Raw genomic sequence first — 25,894 nt, forward strand, 5'->3', positions numbered from 1 at the left:
GGGCGGGCTGCTCCGTCAATATAGATGCTGGCCGCCGGTGACGAAGATTTCCGTGCCGGTGACGTAGCCGAACTGGTCGGAACACAGCGCGAAGACGGTCGAGGCGACATCTTCCGGCTTGCCGAGGCGGTGCATCGGGATGCGCGGCACCAGCATCTCATATTCCGGCGACAGCATGGCGGTCTCGATCTCGCCGGGGGCCACCGCGTTCACCCGCACGCCGAGCTGGGCGAAATCCGCCGCCATCTCGCGGGTCAGCGCCGACAACGCCGCCTTCGAGGTGGAATAGGCCGAGCCGGCGAAGGGGTGGATCGAATGGCCGGCGATCGAGGTGATGTTCACGATCGAGCCCTTGCCCTTATGCAGGGCGGACGCGAAGCCGCGCGCCAGGCGCAGCGGGGCGAAGCAATTCAACTCGAACACCTGCTGCCAGGCGTCGATATCGCCGTTCAGGCAACCCAGCCTTTCCTTGAAGTCGGTCTTGGGCGACCAGCCGGCATTGTTGATCAGCGCGTGCACCGGCCCATCCTCCAGCAGCGCGTTGGCCTCGTCGATGAAGGCCTTCACGCTGTCCGGGTCGAACAGGTCGGTCGGGATGTGCGCGGTCCAGTAAGGGTCGCGCTTGCATTCGGGCGGGGCCTCGTCGCGGCTGCAGGTGATGATCTTCCAGCCGCGATCGCGGAAATAGCGGGCGGTGGAGTGGCCGATGCCGCGACTCGCACCGGTCACGATGCAGGTCTTGGCGTTCGTCAGGTCGGGTGTGTCGCTCATGGCGCGCAGCTTAGCCTATCGGGCAGTGGAAGGGGAGATGTTGCGAGCGATTCGCAACATTACAATTTCAGGGCAATGCGCAACGCCTCCAGCGCGGCTATCGCCGCCTCGGCGTCGTAGGGTTTCGCCGGAACCTTGCCCCAGACCGGGCCGGGCCAGGCGGGATCGTCCTCGAACCGGGCGATCACATGCACATGCAGCTGCGGCACCATGTTGCCCAGCGCCGCGACGTTCAGCTTCACCGGCTTGTACAGCGTCTCCAGCGCCGTGGTGACGTGTACGATCTCCTCCATCAGCAGCGCCCGGTCGGCGGCGTCGAGCTGATGGATTTCCCGGATGTCGGCGCGCTGCGGCGTCAGGATCAGCCAGGGATAGGCGGAATCATTCATCAGCAGCACGCGGCACAGGCCGAGCCGGCCAACCTCCCGCGTGTCGGATGCAAGCTGCGGATGCAGGGTGAAGTCGGTCATGCGGTTACTCGTTCTTCCGGCAAACAGAGGTGACGGGCGGGGGTGGGCACCGCCGTCTTTACCCTTAGGCCCGAAACGCCGGCTGAGTCCATCTGGGACAGGGCCGCGATAACCGATGGAGGGCGGAAAATTATCCTCTTCGCGACGGAACGGCCGCGCCCTTGCGTTCAACCCACGACAAGCCCGGTGAACGGGTTCCCGATGGGTCGTGAGGTAGGCAGATGGCGGCAAAACGGCGTTCTCCCTGGAAGATGACGATAGCGGCGGTCCTTGTGACGGCGGCCCTGGCTGGCGGCGTCGGGTACGGCATTCTGGGGGCCGGCGCGCGCGAGACGCCGGCTTACGAGACGCGCCCGGCCGCGCGCGGCGACATCCTTTCCACCATCACCTCGTCCGGCACCTTGCAACCGATCTCCTTCGTCGATGTCGGCGCGCAGGTTTCCGGCCAGTTGAAGAAGCTGCATGTCGCCGAGGGCGACTGGGTGAAGGAAGGCGACCTGCTGGCCGAGATCGATGGTCGCGTCGCCCAGTCGCGGCTGCTGGAGGCGGAGGCGACGCTGGATAATTTGGGCGCGCAATTCGCCGCCAAGCAGGCCGAGATGACCCTCGCCAAACAGCAGCAGGACCGCGCCCGCAAGCTGCTGGCGCAGGACGCCATCGCCCGCGAGGAGGTCGATATCGCGGTTTCCAGCTACAAGGTGTCGGAAGCGACGCTGAAGGCGCTGGAGGCGCAGATTCGCCAGGCTGAAGCGTCTCTCCAGACCGCCCGCGCCAACCTGGATTATACCCGCATCCTGGCGCCGCGCGACGGCGTGGTGGTGTCGATCACCGCGCAGGAGGGCCAGACGCTGAACGCCAACAACACCGCGCCCTTGATCCTGCGGATCTCCAATCTGGAAACCATGACCGTCGTGTCGCAGGTGTCGGAGGCCGATGTGTCGCGCCTGAAGGTCGGACAGGCCGCCTATTTCACCGTCCTGGGCCAGCCGGACAAGCGCTGGGAAGGCGCGTTGCGGCAGGTTCTGCCAGAACCGGAAATCCTGAATAACGTTATTTTCTACAACGCCCTGTTCGACGTTCCTAATCCGAATGGCGAGCTGATGACGCAGATGACGGCGCAGGTCTTCTTCATCCAGGAGAAGGCGGAGAATGTGCTGACCGTGCCGCTGAGCGCCGTGCGCGCCGGCCGCAATGGCGGAGGCGAGCGGATCCGCGTCATGCTGCCCGACGGTACGGTGGAGATGCGCCCGGTGACGCTGGGCCAGCGCGACGAGATCAATGTCGTGGTGCTGGACGGGCTCAAGGAGGGCGAGCGGGTGGTGGTCGGCGGCGGCGCGGTTGTGTCCTCCGGGGCGCCGGCCGGCGGCGGCAACCGGATGATGGGGATGATGCGATGAACGCGTCCACCCCGTTGCTGAAGCTGTCGGGCGTCTATCGCCGCTATGGCGAGGGCGAGGCGGCGGTCACCGTGCTGAAGGATGTCGATCTGGAGATCGGCCGCGGCGAGTTCGTCGCCATCGTCGGCCAGTCCGGCTCCGGCAAATCGACGCTGATGAACATTATCGGCTGTCTCGACCGGCCGACCGAGGGCCGCTACGAGGTCGCCGGACAGGATGTCGCCGATCTGTCGACCGATGCGTTGGCGGGCCTGCGCCGGCAGACCTTCGGCTTCATCTTCCAGCGCTATCATCTGGTGCCGGGCATCACCGCGCTGGGCAATGCCGAACTGCCGGCGGTCTATGCCGGCCTGTCCGGCGCGCAGCGTCGCGGCCGGGCGGAAAAGCTGCTCGGCCGGCTGGGCCTGTCGGACCGGCTGACGCATCGCCCGTCGGAGCTGTCGGGCGGGCAGCAGCAGCGCGTCGCCATCGCCCGCGCGGTGATCGGCCGGCCGAAGCTGCTGCTGGCCGACGAGCCGACCGGCGCGCTGGACAGCGAGAGCGGCCGCGAGGTGATGGGCATCCTGCACGAGATGCACCGCGAAGGCCGCACCATCGTCATCGTCACCCACGCGCCGGAGATCGCCGAGCAGGCCGAGCGCGTCATCCAGATCAAGGATGGCGTGATCGTCAGCGACGAGCGTACGCGGCCGGCGCTGACGGGGCAGGGGCCGGGCGCGCCGGCGCCTGCCGATGGCATGGCGCTGGCCAAGGTGATCGGCGAATCCTTCGCCATGGCGATGCGGGCGCTGGCGCATAACAGGCTGCGCACGCTGCTGACCATGCTGGGCATCGTGATCGGCGTCGCCTCGGTGGTGGCGATGCTGGCCATCGGCACCGGGGCGCGGCAGAACATCATGACCCGCATCGAGGCGATGGGCACCGACCTGCTGCTGGTGAAGCGCGGCCAGCTCGGCGTGCGCGCCTCCGGCCGGGAGGTGATCAGCTTCGTCGCTCCCGATATCGAGGCCATCGCCAAGCTGCCCGGCGTCGAGGCCGTGGTGCCGGAGACGACGCAGACCGTGCTGATCCGCTACGGCAACCGCGACGGCCAGGTTTCCGCTCTGGGAACCGGCCGCGACTATCCCGCCGTGCGCGCCTGGAACGCGGAGCGGGGCGTGTTCTTCACCCGCGATCACGAGCGGCGCTACGCCCAGGTGGTGGTGATCGGCGCCAGCATCGCCAAGTCGCTGTTCGCGCAGGAAAACCCGGTCGGCAAATACCTGCTGGTCGACAGCGCGCCCTTCCAGATCATCGGCGTGATGGAGGCCAAGGGCATCACCACCGGCGGTGGCATGTACGACCGCGACGAAATGATCTGGCTGCCCTATTCGACCGCCGGCACGCGGCTGTTCGGCCGCCAGCATTTCAGCGACATAACGGTCAAGGTTGCCCCCGGATATCAGCTCGCCGAGGTGGAGCAGCGGCTGCATGAATTGCTGCTGCGCCGGCACGGCAAGGAGGATTTCCACATCCGCAACATGGGCGAGATCATCGATACGGTGAACGCCACGCAGGACACGTTCCAGACCCTGCTGGGGGCCATCGGCATCATCTCGCTGCTGGTTGGCGGCATCGGCGTGATGAACATCATGCTGGTTTCGGTGACCGAGCGGATCGGCGAGATCGGCGTGCGCATGGCGGTCGGCGCAAGGCCGCTGGACGTGATGCTGCAATTCCTCACCGAATCGGTGATCGTCTGCTTCATCGGCGGCATGCTGGGCGTGGCGCTGGGCATCGGCGCCAGCTACGCGCTGACCGCGCTGGGCAGCGGCTGGAACGCCGTCGTCACCCTGGAGCCGATCCTGCTGGCCTTCGGCTGCGCCTTCCTGACCGGCCTCGTCTTCGGCCTGGCCCCGGCCCGCAAGGCCGCCCGGCTGGATCCTGTCGCCGCCCTTACGCGGGAGTAACGGATATGAAGAAACTGTCCCTGGCGGTGGTCGCCGCCCTTGCCTTGTCGGCCTGTGCGACGGAGGTGCCGACGGCGGTAAAGCCGATCACCGCTCCGTCGGGCTGGCGGGCTGGCGGCGATGCGCCGCTGGCCGATTCTCTGCCCGGCTCGGTCAGCGAGGGCTGGTGGACCGCCTTCGACGATCCCGAGATGGATGTGGTGGTGGCCGAGGCGCTGGAAGGCAATTTCGACCTGCGCGCCGCCGGGGCGCGGGTTCAACAGGCCCAGGCGGTGCTGCGCAGTCAGGCCTCCAATTTGATGCCGCAGGTCAACGCCAGCGGCGGCGGCAGCTATCGCACCTATCTGGACGACCGGGCGAGCGGCCGCAGCTTCGATGCCGGCATCGGCATTAATTACACCGTCGATCTGTGGGGCGGGCTGGCGGCGGCCGAGCGCGCCGCCGCCGCCGACCTGGCGGCGACCGAGCAGGACCGGGCGGCCACCGCGCTCGACCTCAGCCTGGCGGTGGCACAGCTTCACTTGCAGCATCGCGCGCTGCTGGATCGTCTGGCCATCGCCACAGACAGCCTGGAAACGGCGGAGCGGCTGGTCGGGCTGGTGCGCTCGCGCTACGACGCCGGCGCGGTGTCCCGCCTCGATCTCTCGCTGACCGAGACGAATTTCTACAATGAGCGCGCCTCGGTGGAATCGCTGCGCCAGTCGCTGGCGGAACTGGAGAATTCCCTGTCGCTGCTGCTCGGCAAGCCGCCGGCGGAGATTTACTTCGCGCACTATCGCGGCAGCATCGGCGTGCTCGACGTGGCAACGCCGCCGACCGTGCTGAGCATGCCGGCCAGCGTGCTGGCGCGCCGGCCGGATATCCAGTCGGCGGAGCTGCGCCTGGCCTCGGCGGAAGCCGATATCGAGGCGGCGCGGGCCGCACTGCTGCCCAGCCTGACCATCGGCGTCGATGGCCGCATGGTGGCCGAAACCATCGCCGGCGCGTTCGACCCGACGCGCCTGGCGCTGGCGATCCCGGTGGCGCTGGCCCAGGCGGTGTTCGATGGCGGTCGCCGCCAGGCCAATATCGATATTGCCGTCGCCCAGCGCGAGCAGCTTTTGCAGAATTACGGTCAGGCGGTGCTGGGCGCGCTGGTCGATGTCGAGGATGCGCTGGTCGCCATCCGCGCGCTGGAACGGCGCGAGGCCTCCGAGCGGCTGGCGCTGGACAGCGCCGAGCAGAGCTTCCGCCTGTCGGAAGTGCAGTATGGCGCCGGCCGCACCGATTCGCTGACGCTGCTGACCGCGCAGCAAACCCTGCTGCGCGCCCGGACCTCGGTGATCGATACCCGCAGCCTGCGCCTGCAGGCCATCGCCGCCCTCTATGCCGCGCTTGGCTACACGCCGCCGGAGGTGGCGGTGTAGCGCAGCCCCTTAGCGGGTGTGGCCGATTGCCGGCTGCACCGGGGCTTGCAGCGGCGCGGGCGCGCTGCCGGCGGCCAGCCAGGGCTGCAGGCCGGCCAGCAGCCGGGTCAGGGTCTGGACCTGTGTGAGGACGCCGAAAAAGCCGCCGCCGCCACGCATCGTTTCCATCAGCGCATCCAGCGGCTTGCGGCGGGGCGGGAAGGGCAGTAGCTGCAGCGCGGCCTGCGGCTCCAGGCTCAGCGCCTCGCGCAGGGCTTCCAGCGCCATGTGATAGCCGCCCAGATCGTCGATCAGCCCCATTGCCTGCGCATCCGTGCCCGACCAGACGCGGCCGCGCGCCGCCCGGTCGATCGCGGCGTCGTCCAGGCCGCGCGCCGCCGCCGCCTTGCCGGAGAAATCGGCATAGATGCGGTCGAGCTGGGCGTTCATGCGCTGCGCGCCTGCATAGTCAAACGGCTCGATCGGGCTGTAGAGCCGGGCATTCGCGCCGACCGAGATGGCGTCATGGCCGATCCCCAGCTTCTCCAGCAAGCCGGCGACCACCACCTTGCCGCCGGCGACGCCGATGGAGCCGGTGATGCTGGTCGGCTGGGCGATGATGCGGTCCGCGCCCATGGCGATGAAATAGCCGCCCGACGCGGCCACGTCGCCCATCCAGGCCACCACCGGCTTGCCGGCGGCCTTGGCGCGCTCCACCGCGTGCAGGATGCTGTCCGAGGCGATGTAGGAGCCGCCGGGGCTGTCCACGCGCAACAGGATCGCCTCGATCTCCGGATCGGCGATGGCGGCCTCAATGGCGCGCACGATGCGGGCGCTGGAGGCGACCTCCGGCATCAGATTGCTGGCCTCTGCCTGGCGCACAATGGGGCCGGCGCCGACGATCAGGGCCACATCCGTGGCCGCGCCGTCATAGGCGGGCATGGCGCTGGCGTAGCGGGTGAGGGGAACCGGCACAGCCTGTTCGCCGGCGCGGGCCAGCACGGCGCCGCGGGCGGTGTCGATATAGGCCAGCCGGTCGACCAGCTTGCCCGCCAGCGCATCCTCCGCCGATAGCGGCGCGCGGTCGATCAGCGCGCGCAGCGCCGCGGCGTCGATGCCGCGAGCGTCGGCGATATCCGCCACCATGCGGTCGAACAGCGACTGCACGAGCTGCTGGTAATTCTCGCGCACCGGCGCGCTCATCTGCTCGCGCGCCAGCATTTCTATGACGCCCTTATATTCGTGCCGCTGAAACATCTGCGGTTCGACGCCGATCTCGCTCAGGGCCTGGCGGAAGAACAGGAACTCCAGCGAAATGCCGGTCAGCCCCAGATCGCCGGAAGGCTGCAGCCAGATTTCGTCGAAGGCGGTGGCGAGGTAATAGGCGGCGCTGGCCGCGCCCGCCTCGCCGAACGTGTCGGCAAAGGCGATGGCGGGCTTGCCGGCGGCACGGAAGCGCTGCACCGCCTCGCGCAGCTCCTGCGCTTCGGCCTGCCCCATCTCGGCGTGGCTGAGGTCGGCATACAGCGCGCCGACGCGGTGGTCGCGCGCGGCGCGGTCGATGGCCTGCAGCGTCTCCACCAGGGTCGGCTGGCCGTTGAAGCCGGAAGCGATGCTGCTGAACGGATCGTCGGAGGCAGTCTCGGCCAGCGGGCCGGTCAGCGTCATCGACAGCACCATGCGCTCCGGCAGATCGGTCTCGCGCCATTGTTCCGGCAGCTCCGGGGTCAGCCGGTCGATGGCGTAATAAATCCCGCCGAACAGGATAAGCGCCGCCACCCCGAACAGGGCCAGCAGGCCGACGATCAGGCGACGCAGCCAGGTCAACATGGGATCACAATGCTCCGGTCAGGCCGCGCTGGCGCAGCACATGGTCGGCCAGGACGAGGGCCATCATCGCTTCGCCCACCGGCACCGCGCGGATGCCGACGCAGGGATCGTGGCGGCCCTTGGTGCGCACCTCGATCTCGCGGTTGTAGCGGTCGACCGAGCGGCGCGGGCTGAGGATGGAGCTGGTCGGCTTCACCGCAAAGCGCACGACGATATCCTGCCCAGTGGAAATGCCGCCCAGGATGCCCCCGGCCTTGTTCGACAGGAACTCGACCTTGTTGCCGGCGCTGCGCATCTCGTCGGCATTCTCCTCGCCGGTCAGCGCCGCCGCCTCGAAGCCGGCGCCGATCTCCACGCCCTTCACGGCGTTGATCGACATCATGGCGCGCGCCAGGTCGCTATCCAGCTTGTCGTAGATCGGCTCGCCCAGCCCGGCGGGGAAGCCGCTGGCGACCACCTCGATCACCGCGCCGCAGGAGGAGCCGGATTTGCGGATGCCGTCGAGATAGGCGGCCCAGTCGCCGGCCGCCTTGGCATCGGGGCACCAGAAGGGGTTGTTCTCGGTCTCGGCCCAGTCCCAGCTTTCGCGCTCGATCCGGTGCGGGCCCATCTGCACGAGCGCGCCGCGGATCGAGATGGCGTCGCCCAGCACATGGCGCAGCATCTTGCGCGCCACGCCGCCGGCCGCCACCCGCATCGCCGTTTCGCGCGCCGAGGATCGCCCGCCGCCGCGATAATCCCGGATGCCGTATTTCGCCTGATAGGTGAAATCCGCATGACCGGGGCGGTACTGGTCGGCGATCTCGGAATAATCCTTCGAGCGCTGGTCGACATTCTCGACGATCAGCCCGATGGGGGTGCCGGTCGTCTGCCCGTCGAACACGCCGGAGACGATCTTCACCTGGTCCGGCTCCTGGCGCTGGGTGGTGTAGCGCGACTGGCCCGGCCGGCGACGATCGAGCCAGAGTTGCAGATCGTCCTCGGACAGCGGGATCAGCGGCGGCACGCCATCGACCACGCAGCCGATGGACGGGCCGTGGCTCTCGCCCCAGGTGGTGAAGCGGAACGCCGTGCCGAAGCTGTTGCCGGCCATCGTCAGACGACGGAGATATCGGGCGCGTCGACAGCCTTCATGCCGACGACGTGATAGCCGCAATCGACATGGTGCACTTCGCCGGTTACGCCGGTCGAGAGATCGCTGATCAGATAGAGCGCGGAACCGCCGACATCCTCCAGCGTCACATTGCGCTTCAGCGGGGAATTGTACTGGTTCCACTTCAGGATATAGCGGAAATCGCCGATGCCGGAGGCGGCCAGCGTCTTGATCGGGCCGGCCGAGATGCCGTTCACCCGGATGCCCCGGTCGCCCAGATCGACGGCGAGGTAGCGGATGCTGGCTTCCAGCGCCGCCTTGGCCACGCCCATCACGTTGTAATGCGGCATGACGCGTTCCGCGCCGTAATAAGTCAGCGTCAGCAGGCTGCCGCCATCATTCATCATCGGTACCGCGCGCTGCGCCACGGCGGTGAAGGAATAGCAGGAAATATCCAGCGTATTCAGGAAGTTGTCGCGCGTCGTGTCGAGATACTTGCCCTTCAGCTGGTCCTTGTCGGAATAGGCGACGGCATGGACGATGAAGTCCAGCGTGCCCCAGGCCGATTTCAGCGCCTCGAAGGTCGCGTCGATGCTGGCCTCGTCGGTCACGTCGCAAGGCAGCAGCAGGCTGGAGCCGATGGAGGCGGCCAGCGGCTCGACCCGCTTCTTCAGCGCGTCGCCCTGATAGGTGAACGCCATCTCGGCGCCATGCGCCGCCAACGTGCGCGCGATGCCCCAGGCGATCGAGCGATCATTCGCGACACCCATTACCAGGCCGCGCTTGCCGGCCATCAATGGCGTGGCGTTCGTCATCAGTTCCAACTCACGTATTACGGGCGAAAAAGGCTGCGCATCCTACACGAAACCGTAAAGCGGGGTAAAGCGATGGCAACCGCGTGGCTGCAATCCGCTTACTCCATGCCGGCCGCCTTGCGGGGATTGTAGCTGTTCTTCGGCTGCCAGCGGGCGAGGAAGTCGGTCAGCTCGCGGTCGGGCGGGTCGGGCAGCATGATGCGCAGGGTGACGTATTGATCGCCATGGGTGGCGGATTTGGAATCGTGGATGCCCTTGCCCTTCAGGCGCATCTTGGTGCCGCCGCTGGCGCCGGGGGGAATTTTCAACTGCACCCGGCCATGAATCGTGGGCACCGGGATCGACGCGCCCATCACCGCCTCCTGCAGGGTTACCGGCAGGTCGAGATGGATGTTCATGTCCACGCGCTCGAAATAGGGGTGCGGCTTTACCGTCACCTCGACATAGGCGTCGCCGGGCGGGCTGCCATGCGCGCCGGGGCGGCCCTGGCCCTTCAGACGCAGCGTCTGGCCGCTCTGCGTGCCGGCCGGCACGGCGACGTCCAGCGTCTTGCCGTCGGGGAAGGTGACGCGCTTCTTAGCCCCGGCGGCGGCTTCCACGAACTCGATGTCGAGCTTGTAGGTCAGGTCGGCGCCGCGCTGGCTGTCGCGCGTCTGGGTGCCGGCGCCGGCATTCGCCCCAGTGGCTCCCCCGGCGGCTCCCCCGGCGGTGCCGCCGGTGCGGGCGTCCTGTTCGGGATGGATGCCGGCGGCGCGGAAGAATTCGGCGAAGATATCCTCGGCCCGGCCGCCGCCGCCGAACGGTCCACGCTGGCTGGAGCCGCCGCTGCTGCGGGTGCCGGCGCGCGCGCCGCGATAGCCGCCGCGCGAGAAACGCCGCTCATTGCCCTCGGCGTCGAGATCGCCCCGGTCGTATTTCGCGCGGCGGTCGGCGTCGGACAATAGATTATAGGCGGTGTTGATTTCCTTGAACTGGCGCTCGACGTCCGGGTTATCCGCGTTCACGTCGGGATGGTATTTCTTCGCCAGCTTGCGGAAGGCCGCTTTGATCTCGGCCTGCGACGCGGTCGGCGCCACGCCCAGCACGTCATAAGGATCGCGCATGCTGCGTGGCGCCCCCGTTTCCTACTGTACCATCTTCCAGCTGCCGTCCGGCTGCCGGCAGGCGGTGCCATAGGCCCGCTCCGTCTGGCCGCCGATATTCACGGTCTGCTGGAATTCGCGGCAATAGGCGCCGTCATTGGCGGTGCCGTCGCGCACCGGGATCACGGTGCCGGAATTGCCGGTGCCGGGATTGTTCCAGGCGATGGTCTGGCCGACCGGGGCGGCCTGCGCCTGATGCATCGCCGAGGTGGCCTTCTGCTTATCGACATCGTCCAGGCCGCGGCCGACCTCGCCACCCAGGAACGCGCCGATCAGCGCGCCCGCGGCGGTTGTCGCCAGCCGGCCGGTGCCGCCGCCGAACTGCGCGCCGGCGACCGCGCCGCCAACGCCGCCCAGCACGCTGCCGACGGTCTGCTTGGTGCCGTAATTGCTGTTCTCGCACGCCGCCAGGGCGAACAGGGCGGCCATGGCGATAATTGTCTTCCTAAGCATGCTCTCGAACCTCGTTAGGCCTTCGATATGCGGCCAAGTCCAGATTTTGTGGAACGTGCGGTCCCGAACCGGCATATCGACACAAGATACTGCGGTAATCGCCCATGCCGAAAGCTCTTTTTGCACATCAGGCAATTGCCGTCGATGGCTGGACCCAGGGAACGCACATCATTAGCTTAGCGATCTCCCGCGGCGAAATTGAGGCGATATCAGATGACCGAGGCTCCGTTCAGCGACCCCTTCGAGCGCTTTCAATCCTGGTTCGAGGAAGCCAAGCAGAAGGAGATCAACGATCCGAACGCGATGACCGTCGCCTCGGTCGATGCGTCCGGCCGCCCGTCGCTGCGCATGGTGCTACTGAAGGGCCATGACGAGCGCGGCTTCGTTTTCTTCACCAATTTCGAGAGCCGCAAGGGCCGCGAGCTGCTGGCCAACCCGCAGGCAGCCTTGCTGTTTCACTGGAAGTCGCTGCGCCGGCAGGTCCGCATCGAAGGGCCGGCCAGCCCGGTGAGCGAGGCGGAGGCGGACGAATATTATCACAGCCGGCCGCGCCAGAGTCAGATCGGCGCCTGGGCCTCGCAGCAATCCCGGCCGCTGGAAAGCCGTTTTGCGCTGGAGAAGGCGGTGGCGAAATACGCCGCCAAGCATCCGGTCGGCGAGATTCCCCGGCCGCCCTACTGGTCGGGATTCCGCATCGTTCCCGATTACTTCGAATTCTGGGAGGATAAGCCGTTCCGCCTGCATGACCGGCTGGTGTTCCAGCGGGCCGGCGGGAACTGGCGCACCGAGAAGCTGTTCCCTTAATCGCCTATGGGGAGAACCCACCGGGGGAGGCGATGGAGACGCGGAAACTGACGGGGCAGGAAGCCGGCCGGCTGATGCGGCGGGCGACGCGCTTTGCCGTGATCGCCGCCCTGATTCTTATTGTCGTCAAGTTCGCCGCCTGGCTGATGACCGATTCGGTGGCGCTGCTGTCCAGCCTGATCGATTCGGCGCTGGACGCCTTCGCCTCGCTGGTGAATTTGCTGGCGATCCGCCAGGCGCTGGTGCCGCCGGACCGCGAGCACCGCTTCGGCCATGGCAAGGCGGAGCCGCTGGCGGCGCTGGCGCAATCCGCCTTCATCACCGGGTCCGCGATCTTCCTGCTGATCGAGGCGGCGCGCCGGCTATGGCAGCCGCAACCGACGTCGCAGGAGGGCGTCGGCATCGCCGTCATGATGTTCTCCATCGCCGTGACCGTGGGGCTGGTGGCCTATCAGGCGCATGTCGTGCGGCGCACCAGCTCGCTCGCCATCACCGCCGACAGCCTGCATTACAAGGGCGACCTGCTGATCAATGTCTCGATCATCGTGTCGCTGGTGTTGAGCGGCTGGTTCGGCGTCACCCTGGCGGACCCGGTCTTCGCGCTGGGCATCGCCGGCTATCTGATCTTCACCGCCTGGGGCATTCTGCGCGAGGCGCTGGACATGCTGATGGACCGCGAGCTTCCGGCCGACGAGCGGCAGGCGATCCTGGACATCGTCCGGCGCGAACCGGCGGTGCTGGGGGTGCATGATCTGCGCACCCGCTCGGCCGGGCAGCGCCGCTTCGTGCAGATGCATCTGGAACTGGACGGGGCGATGAGCCTGAAAGCCGCGCACGATATCGCCGATTCGGTGGAGGCGGCCGTGGAGGCGGCTTTTCCCGCCGCCGAGGTGATCGTGCATCAGGACCCGTTCGGCATTCCCGACAAGCCGCGATGAGCAGTCTGGACGATATCCTCGCCTTCCTGGCCCAGCCGGAGACCTATGGCGTCGCCGGGCCGGTGGAGCGCCTGGAAACCCACAGCGCCTACGTCTTTTTGGCCGGCGAGCGGGCCTACAAGATCAAGAAGCGGGTCGATTTTCCCTACATGGATTTCTCGACGCTGGAGAAGCGCCGCGCGGCCTGCATGGCGGAGCTGGAGATCAACCGCCGCACCGCGCCGGATTTGTATCTGGCGGTGCAGCCGGTCACCGACGACGGCGCGCTCCATCTGGGCGGCGCGGCGGCGGCGGCCGTCGAGTGGGTGGTCGTCATGCGCCGGTTTCCGCAGGAAGCGCTGTTCGACAGGCTGGCCGCCAGGGGCGCGCTGTCGCCAGAGCTGATGGACGGGCTGGCCGATGCGGTGGTGGCGCTGCACGAGGCGGCGGAGCGATCCGTCGAGCGTGGCGGCAAGGCCGCCTTCGGCCGCTATGTCGAGGGCAATGCGGCGGAGCTGGAGCGCGCCATCGGCGACGTGTTCGAGGCCAGGCCGGTGGCGCGGGCGAACCAGGGCTGCCGGGCGGCGCTTGAGCGGCTGGGCGACAGGCTCGACCAGCGCCGCGCCGCCGGGTGGGTGCGGCGCTGTCACGGCGATCTGCATCTGCGCAATATCTGCCTGATCGACGGCGCGCCGACGCTGTTCGACGCCATTGAGTTCAACGAGGATTTCGCGGTCATCGACATCCTCTACGATCTCGCCTTCCTGCTGATGGACCTCGACCATCGCGGCCTTGCCGGCCACGCCAACCGGCTGTTGAACCGCTATCTGTCGCATATCGGCTATGACGGGCTGGCGGCATTGCCCTTCATGATGGCCTGCCGCGCGATCATCCGCGCCCATGTGACCGGCCGGCTGGCGGAAGGTCAGGAAGATGGCGCGGCCGCCGCCGGGGAGGCGCGCGGCTATCTCGACCGGGCGCTGAGCTACCTGTCGCCGGCGCCGGCGCGGCTGATCGCGGTCGGGGGCATTTCCGGCAGCGGTAAATCGACCCTGGCCCGGGCGCTGGCGCCTTGCATCGGCGCGCCGCCCGGCGCCGTGGTGCTGCGCAGCGACGTGATCCGCAAGCGGCTTTATGGCGTGGCCGAGACGGAACGCCTGCCGGCGGCGGCCTATGAGTGGCAGGTGTCCGTGCGCGTCTTCGCCGAGATCGAGCGGCGGGCGGAGCAGGTGTTGCGGCAGGGGCACGCGGTCATCGCCGACGCGGTCTATGGCAATGACGGCCAGCGCGACGGCATCGCCGCGGTGGCCGGCCGGCTGGGCGTGCCGTTCGACGGCGTCTGGCTGGAAGCGCCGGCGGCGGTGCTGGAGCAGCGCGTCGATGCCCGCCGGGGCGATGCCTCAGACGCCACGGCGGCGGTGGTGCGCGCCCAGCTTTCCGGCATCAGGCCGCCGCGCGACTGGCATCGCCTCGATTCCTCGGCCGGACCGGACTCGGCGCTGCGGGCGGCGCGGCAGGCGCTGGGCGCTTGAGGGGCCTTTCCCGCCTGTTGCTGGTCGGCGTGCTGGCGGCTTTGCTGTCGGGTTGCGGCGTCGACGTGACCCAGAGCATCCAGTGCGAAAGGCTGCTGAGCGCGCTGGAACCGGCCTATCCCGATATCGGCCCGATTGACTGGAGCGAACCGGACGCCCCGCCGAACAGCATACGCGGCGATTATTACGTGGCGGGCGATCCCGCCCGGCATTGGATACGCTGCCAGTTTCGCGGCGCGCGGTTCGAGGAAGGGCGCTTCGACCTGGCCGGTGTGGCGAGCGACCGACAGGGCGTGCTGTCGCCGGTGCAGTTCCAGCTTCTGTTCCTGGCCTTGCGCCTCGACCCGCCGGAGCGCCGGTTGAGCGCGGCCCAGATACAGCGAACGGACGCGACTATCGATCGCTTCTATTTCCTCCAGCAGCTCGTGAACATGGCGACGCTGGCCTGCGTCTACGCGCTGCTGGCGGCGGGGTTTACCCTGGTCTATGGCATTATCGGCAAGATCAATTTCGCTTTCGGCGAGATGGCGATGCTGGGCGCCTATGTCTCGGTGATCGCCACCGTGCTGCTGGGATTGGCCGGCGCGCAGGAGCAGACGCTGGGGCTGCTGGCCGTGCTGGCGGCGGCGATGCTGGCGACCGGGGCCTATGGCTGGGTCACCGACCGGCTGGTGTTCCGCCCGCTGCGCCGGCGCGACTCGCACGCGCCGCTGATCGCCGCCATCGGGCTGTCGATCTTCCTGCAGGAGGCGGTGCGGCTGCTGCAAGGCACGCGCGACCGCTGGGTGCAGCCGCTTTTCGGCGAGCGCTATCTGCTGGCCGATCCGGGCGGTTTTCCGGTCTATGCCACGCTGCGGCAGATCATGGTGGTCGGTATGGCGGCGGTGCTGCTGGGCGGGCTGGCGCTGCTGATGCGCCGCAGCCGCTATGGCCGTCACTATGCCGCCTGCGCCGACGATCCGCGCATGGCGGCGCTGCTGGGCGTGAATGTCGACCGCACGGTGGCGTTCAGCTTCGCCATCGGGGCGGCGTTCGCGGCGGCCGGCGGGCTGGTGCTGGCGCTGTATTATGGCGGGGTGAACGCCTATATGGGCTTCCTGGTCGGCTTCAAGGCGCTGACCGCCGCCATCGTCGGCGGCATCGGCTCGGTGCCGGGGGCGATCCTGGGCGGATTGATCATTGCCGGCCTCGAGACCTTCTGGTCGGCCTATCTGACGGTCGCCTACAAGGAGGTGGCGATCTTCGCGCTGCTGGCGCTGACCCTGGCGCTGCGTCCGTCCGGTCTGCTGGGCCGGGATCGGGGGCGTGGGGATTAGCCAAGGCTTCCAGCCACTTGGCCCCATCACTTGGCCCCATCACTTGGCCCCATCACTTGGCCCCATCACTTGGCCCCATCACTTGGCCCCATCACTTGGCCCCATCACTTGGCCCGGCCTTCCCGGCGCGCCATATAACCCCCATGCGTATTCCCAAACCAGAAAGCTGGGTCGAGGTGCGGCCGGAAGGGCTATATGTCCGCCCCGGCCGCTTCCATGTCGACCCCACGCGGCCGGTGCCCAAGGCCGTCATCACCCATGGCCATGCCGACCATGCCCGCGCCGGCCACAAGGCGGTGCTGGCGACGCCGGGCACGCTGGCGATCATGGCGGCGCGCTACGGCGTGGAGGAGGGGCAGGCCCGCCAGGCGCTTTCCTATGGCGAGCCTGTCAATATCGGCGAGGTCGAGCTGCGGCTGCATCCCGCCGGCCATGTGCTGGGCAGCGCGCAGGTCAGCCTCACCTATCGCGGCAGCCGCATCGTCGTCTCCGGCGATTATAAGCGCCGGCGCGACCCGACCTGCCCGCCCTTCGAGCCGGTGCCGTGCGACGTGTTCGTCACCGAGGCGACCTTCGCCCTGCCGGTGTTCCGCCATCCGCCGGACAGCGAGGAGATCGGCAAGCTGCTGCATTCCCTGGCGCTGTTCCCGGAGCGCGCGCATGTCGTCGGCGTCTATGCGCTGGGCAAGGCGCAGCGGGTGATCCGCCTGCTGCGCGAGGCCGGCTACGACGCGCCGATCTTCATCCATGGCGCCCTGCAAGGCCTGTGCGCGCTGTACGAGGCGCAGGGCGTCGCCCTCGGCCCGCTGCTGCCGGCGCTGGCGCGCGAGAAGGAGGAGTTTCGCGGCCGCCTCGTGCTGGCCCCGCCCTCGGCCATCGCCGACCGCTGGTCGCGCCGCCTGCCGGAGCCGGTGACGGCGGTGGCGTCGGGCTGGATGCGGGTGCGCCAGCGCGCCAAGCAGCGCGGCGTCGAGCTGCCGCTGGTGATCTCCGACCATGCCGATTGGGACGAGCTGTGCCAGACCCTGGCCGATGTCGGCGCGCCCGAAATCTGGGTGACGCATGGGCGGGAGGAAGCGCTGGTGCATCATGCCCGTGCGCAGGGCATCCGCGCCCGCGCCCTGGCGCTGGTCGGGTTCGAGGAGGAGGGCCAATGAAGCCCTTTGCCGCTTTGCTCGACGCGCTGATCTTCATGCCGTCGCGCAACGGCAAGCTGCGGCTGATGACGGAATACTTCGTCACCACGCCCGATCCCGACCGGGGCTATGCGCTGGCGGCGTTGACCGGCGACCTCAATTTCCGGGGCGCGAAGCCGGCGCTGGTGCGCCAGCTTGTGGCCGAGCGGGTGGACCCGGAGCTGTTCGGCTGGTCCTACGATTTCGTCGGCGACCTAGCGGAGACGGCGGCGCTGATCTGGCCGGAGCGGCCGACCAACCGCGACTGGCCGCATCTGGCCGAGGTGGTGGAGGCGTTGAACGGCGCCGGCCGCGCGGAGGTGCCGGCGCTGCTGGCCGGCTGGCTCGATGCGCTGGACGCCACCGGCCGCTGGGCGCTGCTGAAGCTGATCACCGGGGGGCTGCGCGTCGGCGTCTCGGCCCGGCTGGCGAAGACCGCAGTGGCGGCTATCGGCGGGCAGGACGTGGCCGAGGTGGAGGAGGTCTGGCACGGCCTGACGCTGCCCTACGAACCGCTCTTCGCCTGGGTCGAGGGCCGGGCGGAGCGGCCCAACGTGGCGGCGGGGGCGGGCTTCCGGCCGCTGATGCTGGCCAACCCGCTGGAGGAGCGCGACGCCGACAGCCTCGACATCGCGCTCTACCGCGCCGAATGGAAATGGGACGGCATCCGCGTGCAGATGGCCGCGAAAGGCGGCGAGCGGCGCATCTATTCCCGCACTGGCGACGATATCTCCGGCGCGTTCCCCGATCTGCTGGAGGCGATGGAGTTCGACGCCGTGGTGGATGGCGAACTGCTGGTGCTGCGCGACGGCGCGGTGGCCCCGTTCAACGATCTGCAGCAGCGGCTGAACCGCAAGAGCGTCACCGCCAAGATGCTGCGCGACTATCCCGCCCATGTGCGGCTCTACGATCTGCTGTTCGAGGAAGAAGAGGATCTGCGCCCGCTCTCCTTCGATGCAAGGCGGCTGCGGCTGGAGCAATGGCACGGGCGGGTGGCCCCGAAGCGCACCGACCTGTCGCCGCTGATCCCGGTGAGCGATATAGAGTCGCTGCGCCATCTGCGCGCCGGCGCGCGCGACCAGTCGATCGAGGGGCTGATGTTGAAGCGCGCCGACAGCCCCTATCTGGCGGGCCGGCCAAAAGGCCCCTGGTTCAAATGGAAACGCGACCCGCTGACGCTCGACGTGGTGCTGATGTACGCCCAGCGCGGCCATGGCAAGCGCTCCTCCTTCTATTCCGACTATACCTTCGGCGTCTGGCGCGAAGAGGCAGCGGGCGGCCCGATTCTGGTGCCGGTCGGCAAGGCCTATTCCGGCTTCACCGACGAGGAGCTGCTGCGCATCGACAAATGGGTGCGCGCCCACACCACCAACCGTTTCGGCCCGGTCCGCGAGGTCGAGCCCGGCCTGGTCTTCGAGGTCGCCTTCGACAGCGCCCACCCGTCCCCCCGCCACAAGAGCGGCTATGCGCTGCGCTTTCCCCGCATCCACCGCATCCGCTGGGACAAGCCGATCGAGGAAGCGGACCGGATCGAGGCTGTGGCGGGGTTGGTGGCGGTCTGAGACAACCAAATGGAGGAAGCGCCAGCCGTATTCTCTCGCCGTCATTCCCGGGCTTGTGCCGGGAATCCAGGGTCCAGCTTGCTCGACCGACGATCCAGCAAGCGGAAGCATGGCCCCCGCGACAAGTGTGGGGGTGACGGATTGGGAATGGCTCATAGCTGATGCCTAGCGCCTGGCCGTAGATCCAGCACTTGGGAGACGCTGTGCCATAAGCCCGATGGAGCCGTGCGGCGCTCCCTTGTATAAGGGGGTGGGACAGCCGTCCGTGGGGGCGGCGCGCGGGCTTTGTTTCAGGGGAAAACACGTAATGCTGGAGCAGTTCTTCAAGCTTCGCGAGCATGGCACGACCGTGCGGACGGAGGTGCTGGCGGGGCTAACGACCTTCCTGACGATGGCGTACATCATCTTCGTCAATCCGGCGATCCTGTCGGATGCGGGGATGGATTTCGGGGCGGTGTTCGTCGCCACCTGCCTGGCGGCGGCCATCGGCACGGCGATCATGGGGCTGTTCGCCAATTATCCCATCGCGCTGGCGCCCGGCATGGGGCTGAACGCCTATTTCACCTACGGCGTGGTCGGCGGCATGGGCTATACGTGGCAGGTGGCGCTGGGGGCGGTGTTCCTGTCCGGCGTGCTGTTCCTGATCCTGTCGGCGCTGCCGGTCCGGGAATGGGTGATCAACGCCATCCCGCGCAGCCTGAAAATGGCGATCTCGGCCGGCATCGGCCTGTTTCTCGGCATCATCGCCCTGAAGAACGCCGGCATCGTGGTCGCCCATCCGGCGACGCTGGTGACGCTGGGCAGCCTCGCCAGCCCGTCGGTGCTGCTGGCGGTGCTGGGCTTCGTGGCCATGGTGGCGCTGGATGCGCGCAAGGTGCCGGGGGCCATCATCATCGCCATTCTGGGCACCACCCTTCTGGGCGTGCTGCTGGGGGTGAGCGAGTTCAAGGGCGTTGCCAGCCTGCCGCCCGACCCGACGCCGACGCTGCTGCAGCTCGACATTGCCGGCGCGCTGAATGTCGGCATGATCGCCATCATCTTCGCCTTCTTCTTCGTCGATCTGTTCGACACCGCCGGCACGCTGGTCGGCGTGGCGCACCGCGCCGGGCTGCTGGACGCGCAAGGCCGCCTGCCGCGCCTGAAACCGGCGCTGTTCGCCGATTCAATCGCCACCGTGGTGGGGGCGGGCCTCGGCACTTCCACCACCACCAGCTATATCGAGAGCGCGTCGGGCATCAAGGCGGGCGGGCGCACCGGCCTGACGGCGCTGACGGTCGCCGCCCTGTTCCTGGCCTGCCTGTTCCTGTCGCCGCTGGCCGGCACGGTGCCGGCCTACGCCACCGCCCCGGCGCTGCTGTTCGTCGCCTGCATGATGGCGCGCGGCCTGGCCGAGCTTGACTGGGAAGACGCCACCGAATACGTGCCGGGCGTGCTGGCCGCGCTGGCCATGCCGCTGACCTTCTCCATCGCCCACGGCATCGCCTTCGGCTTCGTCGCCTATGCGCTGATCAAGCTGCTGGCCGGGCGCGCGCGGGAAGTCGGCATGATGGTCTATATCCTGGCGGCCTTGTTCGTGCTGAAGTTCGCGGCGATCTGAGGCGGGCGTCTCACGGCACCTTGCCCTTGTCGAGCAGGATGGAGACGTACTGATCGTAGCTCATGCCCAGCGCCTGGGCGCGGCGCAGGCGCATCAGGACGACCTCGCGCGGGGCCTCGAAGGCTTTCTTGCGCGCCTTCTGCCAGCAGAATTGCTGCCAGCTGACGAAGTTCGGCCCGCCATTATGGCCAATGCCGAAGACCGGTTTGACCGGGATGTCGGGGCGCGGGATGCGGGGTTTCAGGCGATGCACGGCGATCCACGAAGCAGCGGAGCCCACACTATAGGCGGTGCCGCCGCCGGGCGTTAAGCGGCTTTCGCGAAAGGCCGATATGCGGGCCTGTCCCGTCTGGGGCTCCCCGCCGGGGCGGGAGGGCCGCCCTCAGCCGGCGAGCTTGACCTGGTTGCGGCCGGCGTGCTTGGCGGCGTAGAGGGCCTCGTCGGCGCGTTTGTAGAGGTCGGCGGGGGCCTCGCCGGGGCGCAGGATCGCGACGCCGCTGCTGAAACTGGCGGTGATGTCGTCATCCTCGAATCTGTGCTGGATCTGGGTGAAGGACTGGCGCAGCCCGTCGACGCGGCGCTGGGCGTCCTCGACCCCGGTATTCGGCATGACGACAACGAATTCCTCGCCGCCGACCCGGCCGACAATGTCGGAGCGGCGCAGCCGGCGCAGCAGCATCTGGGCCAGCGATTTCAGCACCACATCGCCGAACTGATGGCCGAACGTGTCGTTGACCAGCTTGAAGCGGTCGATATCGATGACGGCCAGAGACAGCGGCGCGTCGCGCCGGGCGGCCTCGGTCGCGGCGGCGTCGATGCGGGCCCAGACCGTGCCGTGATTCAGCAACCCGGTAAGGCTGTCGCGCTGCATCAGCCGGCGTAGCTGGCGATAACGTTCCGCCCGGCTGATGATGGCGGAGGCGAGTTGAGCCGGCGTCACCGGCTTGGTCAGGAAATCGTCGGCCCCGAAGCGCCGCGCCTCGATCTGCCGGTCGATATTGCTTTCGGTCGAGAGGAACAGGATCGGGATGCTGGCGAAAATGGCGTGCTGGCGGATCACCTGCGCCAGCTCGGTACCCATGCAGGTGGGCAGGAACAGATCCATCACCACGATGTCGGGGTGCAGCTCATGCATCGCGGCGATCACCGCTTCCGGGGCCAGCGCATGCTCGACGACCAAGCCTTGCGCCGACAGGGCGGCCCGGTACAGCGCCACCAGGTCCATATCGTCCTCGATCAGCAGGGCGCGGATCGGTTCTTCCTCGATATGCGGGAAATGCCGCGACAGCGTCTCCACCACCTCGGTCGGGCGCACCGGCTTGGTGAAATAGGCCACCGCGCCGCCTTGGACAGCGCTGAGCCTGGCCAGCGTATCCGACCGATCGGCGATCAGGGCGACCGGCGGCGTTGGCCGATAACGCCGGGCCAGCGCGTCGCGCAACTCGATCATGGCGTTGCTGGTGGGGTTGCCGTCGAACAGCACCACATCGGGCGTGAAATCGTCAGTGCCGTTCTCAATGCCGGGGATGACCCGCAGATCGTAACCCACCTCGTGAAGCTGTCCGGCGAGCCCGTCGGACAGGTCGGAATCGTCGGAAATCAGCAGGATACGCGCCAGGCTGACGCCGCTGCCGCGCGGCTGGGGCGCTTTGTCGGCGGCGCTCTCTATCGCCGGCAGCGTCTCCAGGGTCATCTCCGGGGCCAGCCGGTCGATGGCGGCGACGATGTCGGGCCAGGGCCGGCCGGCGGCAATGGCGCGCTCCAGCGCCCCGGCCGCCTTGCTGAGCGGAGCGAAGCCGAAGGTGCCGGCGGAACCGGTCAGCTTATGCAGAAGCTGGGCGCATTCGCCCTGCGCGTCCGGCTCGGCTAAGCCGCGCCGGGCGGCGTCGCGGATCGCCTGCAGCCGCTCGTTCAGGGTCTCTTCGTAGCGCCGCTTCAGCGCGGCGATCTTCTCCAGGGCATCGGCAGTCATACGATCAGAATACTCGTTCAAACGGATGCAGGGAAATGTAGTGCTGCAACCGTTAAAACAATCTTATGAGCGATGGTTAAGCGCGCAGGCCGGAGAGGAAATCGAGGATCAGCCGGTCATAAATCTCGGTGACGGTGCGCGAGGCGGCGTGGCCGCCGGTTTCCAGCACCGTGAACCGGGCATTGGGAATCCGATCGGCATAATCCTGCGAGAAATAGAGCGGCGTCAGGATATCGTCCTTCGCGCACAGCACGAGAGTCGGCACCGACAGTTTCCGCAAATCGGCGCGCGGGTCGAAGGCGAGGATGGCGTCGAGCCGGCTGCCCTGCACCTCGGCCCCGCCCAGCGTCTTGGCGGCCGCCGCCTCGTCCGCCGCCAGCCGCTCGGCGTTCTGGTTGATGTACCAGGGCGGGTAGAGCAGCAGGCTGGTATAGCTGGCATAGGCGTCGGGCCGGTCCATCTCCAGCAATATCCTGCGCAAGCCCAGCAGCTTGTGGCGATAGGCATCGCCATGCGTGGTGCTGGCGTTGATGATGAGCCCGGCGATGCGGTCCGGGTGTTTCAGCGCCAGCGCCGTGCCGATCGCCCCGCCGGTGGAATGGCCCAGATAGAACGCCTTGTCGATGCCGGCCGCATCCATCACCGCCAGCGCGTCCTCGGCCATCTGCTCGACCGAGCTTACCGGCACATGGCTGGAACGCCCGGTGCCGCGCTGGTCGTGCAGCACCACGCGATACTGCGGGCTGAAGGCGGGAAGCTGCGGGTTCCAGTAGGTCGCCACGCCCCCCAGTCCGGCCACCATCATCAAGGGGGGGCCGACGCCGACGGCCTCCCAGTAGATTTGGGCGCCGTCGCGTTCGATCAGGGCCATCGCTTCAGCCGATATGCGCGATGGAGGTGATCTCGACCAGGAATTCCGGCTTCACCAGATCGGCCTTGATGCAGTAGCGCGCCGGCGGGTTGGACGGGAAATACTCGGCATAGACCTTGTTCATCGCGGCATAGTCGCCGAGATCCTTCAGGATGATGGCGTTATAGGCCACGTCGGCCAGGCTGCCGCCGGCGGCCTCCACCACGGCCTTCACCCCCTCCAGCACATGGCGCGTCTGGGCCGTGATGTCGCCGACGCCGACCGACTTGCCGTCCTTGTCCAGCGCCAGCATGCCGGAGACATAGACCGTGTTGCCGACCTTCACGCCGGGCGAGTAGGGGGCGAGCGGCGGGGCCGAGCCGACGGGCACGATGGGGGTATGAGCCATTGCAGTTCTCCAAATTGGTTGCTCCGCCGTCGAGCGCGGCGGCTACGGGTGGCGCATGGTGGCGACGGGGCGGCGGAGCGTCAAGCGGGGCGGAGCCTGCCATGCGCCGTTTGCCGCTTGGCGCGGCCTGTAAGCGCCGCTAGCATCTTGCGCACACCGCGAACGGGAGAAGATCATGGATATCGCATTCTGGTCGGCGAAGAAGCAGGCCGCCGCCATCGCCAAGGGCAAGATCGGCTGCCTGGAACTGCTGGACCATTATCTGGCGCGCGTCGAGACGCACAATCCCGGCCTGAACGCGGTGGTGTTCAAGGATGCCGACGCCGCCCGCAAGCGCGCCAAGGCGGCCGACAAGATGCGCGCCAAGGGCGATATCTGGGGCCCGCTGCACGGCGTGCCGATGACGATCAAGGAATCCTTCGACATTGTCGGCATGCCGACCACCTGGGGCCTGCCGGAGCTGAAGGATAATTATCCGCGGAAGAATGCGCTGGCGGTCGACCGGCTGAACGCCGCCGGCGTCACACTGTACGGCAAGACCAACGTGCCGCTGATGCTGTCGGACTGGCAGAGCTTCAACGCGGTCTATGGCACCACCAACAATCCGTGGGATTTGACGCGCGGGCCGGGCGGCTCCTCCGGCGGCTCGGCGGCGGCGCTGGCGGCCGGCCTGTCGGGCATCGAGGCGGGCAGCGACATTGGCGCGTCGATCCGCAACCCGGCGCATTATTGCGGCGTCTACGGCCATAAGCCGACCTACGGCATCTGCCCGCCGCGCGGCCAGGCGCTGCCCGGGCGCGTCTCGGCCAGCGATATTTCCGTCATCGGGCCGATGGCGCGCAGCGCCGACGACCTCGCCATCGCGCTGGATGCGATGGCCGGGCCGGACGAGATCGACGCCATGGGCCTGCGCCTGAAGCTGCCGAAGCCGGCGAAGAAGAAGCTGAAGGACTACAAGGTCGGCCTGATGCTGACCGACCCGAATGCCGAGGTCGATAAATCGGTGCAGGATCTGCTGCTCGCCCTGGCCGACTTCCTGCGCCAGGAAGGGGCCACGGTGGACGAGACGGCGCGGCCGGACATCGATACGGACGAGGCGATGCGCGTCTATATCAACCTGCTGCGCAGCGCCACCTCCGGCCGGCAGACGGCCGAGCAATTCGCCGAGAACCAGGCCCTGGCGGCCAAGCTGGACCCGAAGGACGATGGCTATGGCGCCCGCATGCTGCGCGCCATGACCATGCCGCACAAGGATTGGCTGGCGGTGAACGAGCGGCGCTACCAGATGCGGCTGAAATGGGTCGAGTTCTTCCACGATTACGATTTGCTGCTGTGCCCGACCGCCACCACCGCCGCCTTCAAGCACAATCAGAAGGGCGAGCGTTACGAACGCATGATCAAGGTGAACGGCAAGAACCAGCCGACCACCGACCAGCTGTTCTGGGCCGGCTATTCCGGCGTGTTCCACCTGCCCTCCACCGTCGCCCCCATCGGGCTGACCAAGGAGGGGCTACCGGTCGGGGTGCAGATCGTCGGGCCGCATTATGGCGACCGCACCTGCATCGCCTTCGCCGGCATGATCGAGCAGGGCTATTACCGCTTCGTCCCGCCGCCCGCCTATGCCTGAGGCGTAGGCGCAGATATCGCGCAGCGGGCAGGCGGGGCAATCCGGGCGGATCAGCCGGCAGAGCTGCTGGCCGTGGCCCTTCATCAACGTGTGGTGGCGTTCCAGCGCGGCGGAATCCCAATCCTCGGGCGTCAGCCGTTCCAGGCGGGGATAAGCGCCCTCCAGCGTCGTCGTGCGCCGCACCAGGCCCAGGCGGCGCAGCACGCGCAGGTGATGGCTGTCGATCACGAGGGCGCGGCGGTCCAGCGTGCTGAAATTCAGCACCGCCGCCGCGACTTTCGGCCCGACGCCCGGCAGCCGCGTCAGCCAGCCCATCGCCGCTTCCACCGGCCAGTCGGCCAGGAAGGCGAGATCGAGCCGGCCCCGCAGCCGCGCGATCTGCTGCAGCGCCAGCGGCAGGCGATACGCCTTGTCCTCGGCGAAGCTCAGCGGCTCCAGCAGGCCGAACAGATCGGCCGGATTGGCCGCCGCCACCGCCTCCCAGCTTCCATAGGCGGCGAACAGCTTTTCGAACACAGCCATCGACTGCTCGCCCTTGCTGCGCGTGCCGATGAAGGACAGCACAAGCTGTGCTACCGGCGGCAGCCTCAACCGCTCCTCCGGCACCCCGTAATGCCCCGCGAGCCGGCGATGCACGACCTCCAGCGACGATTCGCACGAAAGGGGAAGGGAAAGTTGCATGCCTCCGATATTGAGAACAAAAACGGAACAATGCAAGTGGCATTTATGTCTCTCGCCCCGCAGCTTCCCTCGCCCCGGCAGGGGAGAGGGAAGCGGAGACTTGGGCTGGCGCCCGTACCTTTCCCTCGCCCCGGCAGGGGAGAGGGA

23 protein-coding genes are annotated in these 25,894 nt (G+C 68.0%); 11 read left to right on the forward strand and 12 right to left on the reverse strand.

The annotated features are described in order from the left end of the window. Nucleotides 1-15: 15 nt before the first annotated feature. Both AUP43_RS06205 and AUP43_RS06210 read right to left on the reverse strand, forming a co-directional pair. Nucleotides 16-771, reverse strand: a complete 756-nt coding sequence (locus tag AUP43_RS06205) for an SDR family NAD(P)-dependent oxidoreductase (protein ID WP_067553861.1) — start codon at nt 769-771, stop codon at nt 16-18. Nucleotides 772-830: 59 nt separating this feature from the next. Next, nucleotides 831-1,241, reverse strand: coding sequence for an HIT domain-containing protein (locus AUP43_RS06210; protein ID WP_067553863.1), 411 nt, complete (start codon nt 1,239-1,241; stop codon nt 831-833). A 251-nt stretch (nt 1,242-1,492) separates the two neighbouring features. Between AUP43_RS06210 and AUP43_RS06215 the strand changes: the two genes are divergently transcribed. Genes AUP43_RS06215 through AUP43_RS06225 form a run of 3 tightly spaced genes read left to right on the forward strand, consistent with a single transcriptional unit; the run spans nt 1,493 to nt 5,993 of the window. After that, entirely contained in the window at nt 1,493-2,638 is a 1,146-nt protein-coding gene (locus AUP43_RS06215) for an efflux RND transporter periplasmic adaptor subunit (RefSeq protein WP_084462605.1), read from the forward strand. After that, nucleotides 2,635-4,587 (forward strand): MacB family efflux pump subunit, encoded by a 1,953-nt coding sequence (locus AUP43_RS06220; protein WP_067553864.1) that lies wholly within the window; start codon nt 2,635-2,637, stop codon nt 4,585-4,587. The genes AUP43_RS06215 and AUP43_RS06220 overlap by 4 nt, the downstream gene beginning before the upstream one ends. A 5-nt stretch (nt 4,588-4,592) precedes the next feature. Further along, the gene (locus AUP43_RS06225) at nt 4,593-5,993 is read left to right on the forward strand and encodes an efflux transporter outer membrane subunit (protein WP_067553866.1); all 1,401 of its coding nucleotides are present in this window, start codon (nt 4,593-4,595) and stop codon (nt 5,991-5,993) included. A gap of 9 nt (nt 5,994-6,002) precedes the next feature. Here the strand turns inward: AUP43_RS06225 and AUP43_RS06230 are convergent, their stop codons facing one another. The 5 genes from AUP43_RS06230 to AUP43_RS06250 all read right to left on the reverse strand — a co-directional run bounded on the left by AUP43_RS06230 (nt 6,003) and on the right by AUP43_RS06250 (nt 11,305). Continuing rightward, the gene (locus AUP43_RS06230; RefSeq protein ID WP_067553868.1) at nt 6,003-7,802 is read right to left on the reverse strand and encodes a S49 family peptidase; all 1,800 of its coding nucleotides are present in this window, start codon (nt 7,800-7,802) and stop codon (nt 6,003-6,005) included. A gap of 4 nt (nt 7,803-7,806) precedes the next feature. Further along, nucleotides 7,807-8,895, reverse strand: a complete 1,089-nt coding sequence (gene aroC, locus AUP43_RS06235; protein ID WP_067553871.1) for a chorismate synthase — start codon at nt 8,893-8,895, stop codon at nt 7,807-7,809. A gap of 2 nt (nt 8,896-8,897) precedes the next feature. After that, on the reverse strand, nt 8,898-9,710 hold the full coding sequence (gene fabI, locus AUP43_RS06240; RefSeq protein ID WP_067553920.1) for an enoyl-ACP reductase FabI: 813 nt from the start codon (nt 9,708-9,710) through the stop codon (nt 8,898-8,900). 98 nt (nt 9,711-9,808) lie between these two features. After that, entirely contained in the window at nt 9,809-10,813 is a 1,005-nt protein-coding gene (locus tag AUP43_RS06245; RefSeq protein WP_067553874.1) for a DnaJ C-terminal domain-containing protein, read from the reverse strand. A 21-nt stretch (nt 10,814-10,834) separates the two neighbouring features. After that, nucleotides 10,835-11,305 carry an RT0821/Lpp0805 family surface protein gene (locus tag AUP43_RS06250; RefSeq protein WP_067553877.1) on the reverse strand — a complete coding sequence of 157 codons (471 nt, stop codon included), beginning with the start codon at nt 11,303-11,305 and terminating at the stop codon, nt 10,835-10,837. 213 nt (nt 11,306-11,518) lie between these two features. Here AUP43_RS06250 and pdxH point away from each other — a divergent pair, with 213 nt between their 5' ends. The 7 genes from pdxH (at nt 11,519) to AUP43_RS06285 (ending at nt 20,208) form a co-directional block, all read left to right on the forward strand. Next, on the forward strand, nt 11,519-12,109 hold the full coding sequence (gene pdxH, locus AUP43_RS06255; protein ID WP_067553880.1) for a pyridoxamine 5'-phosphate oxidase: 591 nt from the start codon (nt 11,519-11,521) through the stop codon (nt 12,107-12,109). A 32-nt stretch (nt 12,110-12,141) separates the two neighbouring features. Beyond that, on the forward strand, nt 12,142-13,047 hold the full coding sequence (locus AUP43_RS06260; RefSeq protein ID WP_157089261.1) for a cation diffusion facilitator family transporter: 906 nt from the start codon (nt 12,142-12,144) through the stop codon (nt 13,045-13,047). After that, nucleotides 13,044-14,558, forward strand: a complete 1,515-nt coding sequence (locus AUP43_RS06265) for a bifunctional aminoglycoside phosphotransferase/ATP-binding protein (protein WP_067553885.1) — start codon at nt 13,044-13,046, stop codon at nt 14,556-14,558. Before AUP43_RS06260 ends, AUP43_RS06265 begins: the two co-directional genes overlap by 4 nt. Beyond that, nucleotides 14,555-15,874, forward strand: a complete 1,320-nt coding sequence (locus tag AUP43_RS06270) for an ABC transporter permease subunit (RefSeq protein WP_084462606.1) — start codon at nt 14,555-14,557, stop codon at nt 15,872-15,874. Before AUP43_RS06265 ends, AUP43_RS06270 begins: the two co-directional genes overlap by 4 nt. Nucleotides 15,875-16,017: 143 nt before the next feature. Next, the gene (locus tag AUP43_RS06275; RefSeq protein ID WP_067553888.1) at nt 16,018-17,031 is read left to right on the forward strand and encodes a ligase-associated DNA damage response exonuclease; all 1,014 of its coding nucleotides are present in this window, start codon (nt 16,018-16,020) and stop codon (nt 17,029-17,031) included. Continuing rightward, the gene (locus AUP43_RS06280; protein WP_067553891.1) at nt 17,028-18,611 is read left to right on the forward strand and encodes a cisplatin damage response ATP-dependent DNA ligase; all 1,584 of its coding nucleotides are present in this window, start codon (nt 17,028-17,030) and stop codon (nt 18,609-18,611) included. The genes AUP43_RS06275 and AUP43_RS06280 overlap by 4 nt, the downstream gene beginning before the upstream one ends. Nucleotides 18,612-18,918: 307 nt before the next feature. After that, the gene (locus AUP43_RS06285; protein WP_067553893.1) at nt 18,919-20,208 is read left to right on the forward strand and encodes an NCS2 family permease; all 1,290 of its coding nucleotides are present in this window, start codon (nt 18,919-18,921) and stop codon (nt 20,206-20,208) included. Between the two features lie 10 nt (nt 20,209-20,218). Here the strand turns inward: AUP43_RS06285 and AUP43_RS06290 are convergent, their stop codons facing one another. The 4 genes from AUP43_RS06290 to rutC all read right to left on the reverse strand — a co-directional run bounded on the left by AUP43_RS06290 (nt 20,219) and on the right by rutC (nt 23,439). Next, nucleotides 20,219-20,461, reverse strand: a complete 243-nt coding sequence (locus AUP43_RS06290; RefSeq protein ID WP_157089262.1) for a hypothetical protein — start codon at nt 20,459-20,461, stop codon at nt 20,219-20,221. Between the two features lie 129 nt (nt 20,462-20,590). Then, nucleotides 20,591-22,180 (reverse strand): diguanylate cyclase, encoded by a 1,590-nt coding sequence (locus tag AUP43_RS06295; protein ID WP_067553899.1) that lies wholly within the window; start codon nt 22,178-22,180, stop codon nt 20,591-20,593. A 76-nt stretch (nt 22,181-22,256) separates the two neighbouring features. After that, nucleotides 22,257-23,051 (reverse strand): alpha/beta fold hydrolase, encoded by a 795-nt coding sequence (locus AUP43_RS06300; RefSeq protein WP_067553902.1) that lies wholly within the window; start codon nt 23,049-23,051, stop codon nt 22,257-22,259. Between the two features lie 4 nt (nt 23,052-23,055). Continuing rightward, nucleotides 23,056-23,439: a pyrimidine utilization protein C gene (gene rutC, locus AUP43_RS06305; RefSeq protein ID WP_067553905.1), complete on the reverse strand. Its 384-nt coding sequence runs from the start codon at nt 23,437-23,439 to the stop codon at nt 23,056-23,058. A 175-nt stretch (nt 23,440-23,614) separates the two neighbouring features. On the opposite strand from rutC, the gene AUP43_RS06310 reads away from it, so the two are divergent. Further along, nucleotides 23,615-25,066: an amidase gene (locus tag AUP43_RS06310; RefSeq protein WP_067553908.1), complete on the forward strand. Its 1,452-nt coding sequence runs from the start codon at nt 23,615-23,617 to the stop codon at nt 25,064-25,066. Here AUP43_RS06310 and AUP43_RS18955 read toward each other — a convergent pair. Further along, nucleotides 24,950-25,702, reverse strand: a complete 753-nt coding sequence (locus AUP43_RS18955) for an endonuclease III domain-containing protein (protein ID WP_157089263.1) — start codon at nt 25,700-25,702, stop codon at nt 24,950-24,952. The genes AUP43_RS06310 and AUP43_RS18955 overlap by 117 nt on opposite strands. Between the last annotated feature and the right edge of the window lie 192 nt (nt 25,703-25,894).

The sequence above is a fragment of the Oceanibaculum pacificum genome (assembly GCF_001618175.1).
Taxonomy (GTDB): domain Bacteria; phylum Pseudomonadota; class Alphaproteobacteria; order Oceanibaculales; family Oceanibaculaceae; genus Oceanibaculum; species Oceanibaculum pacificum.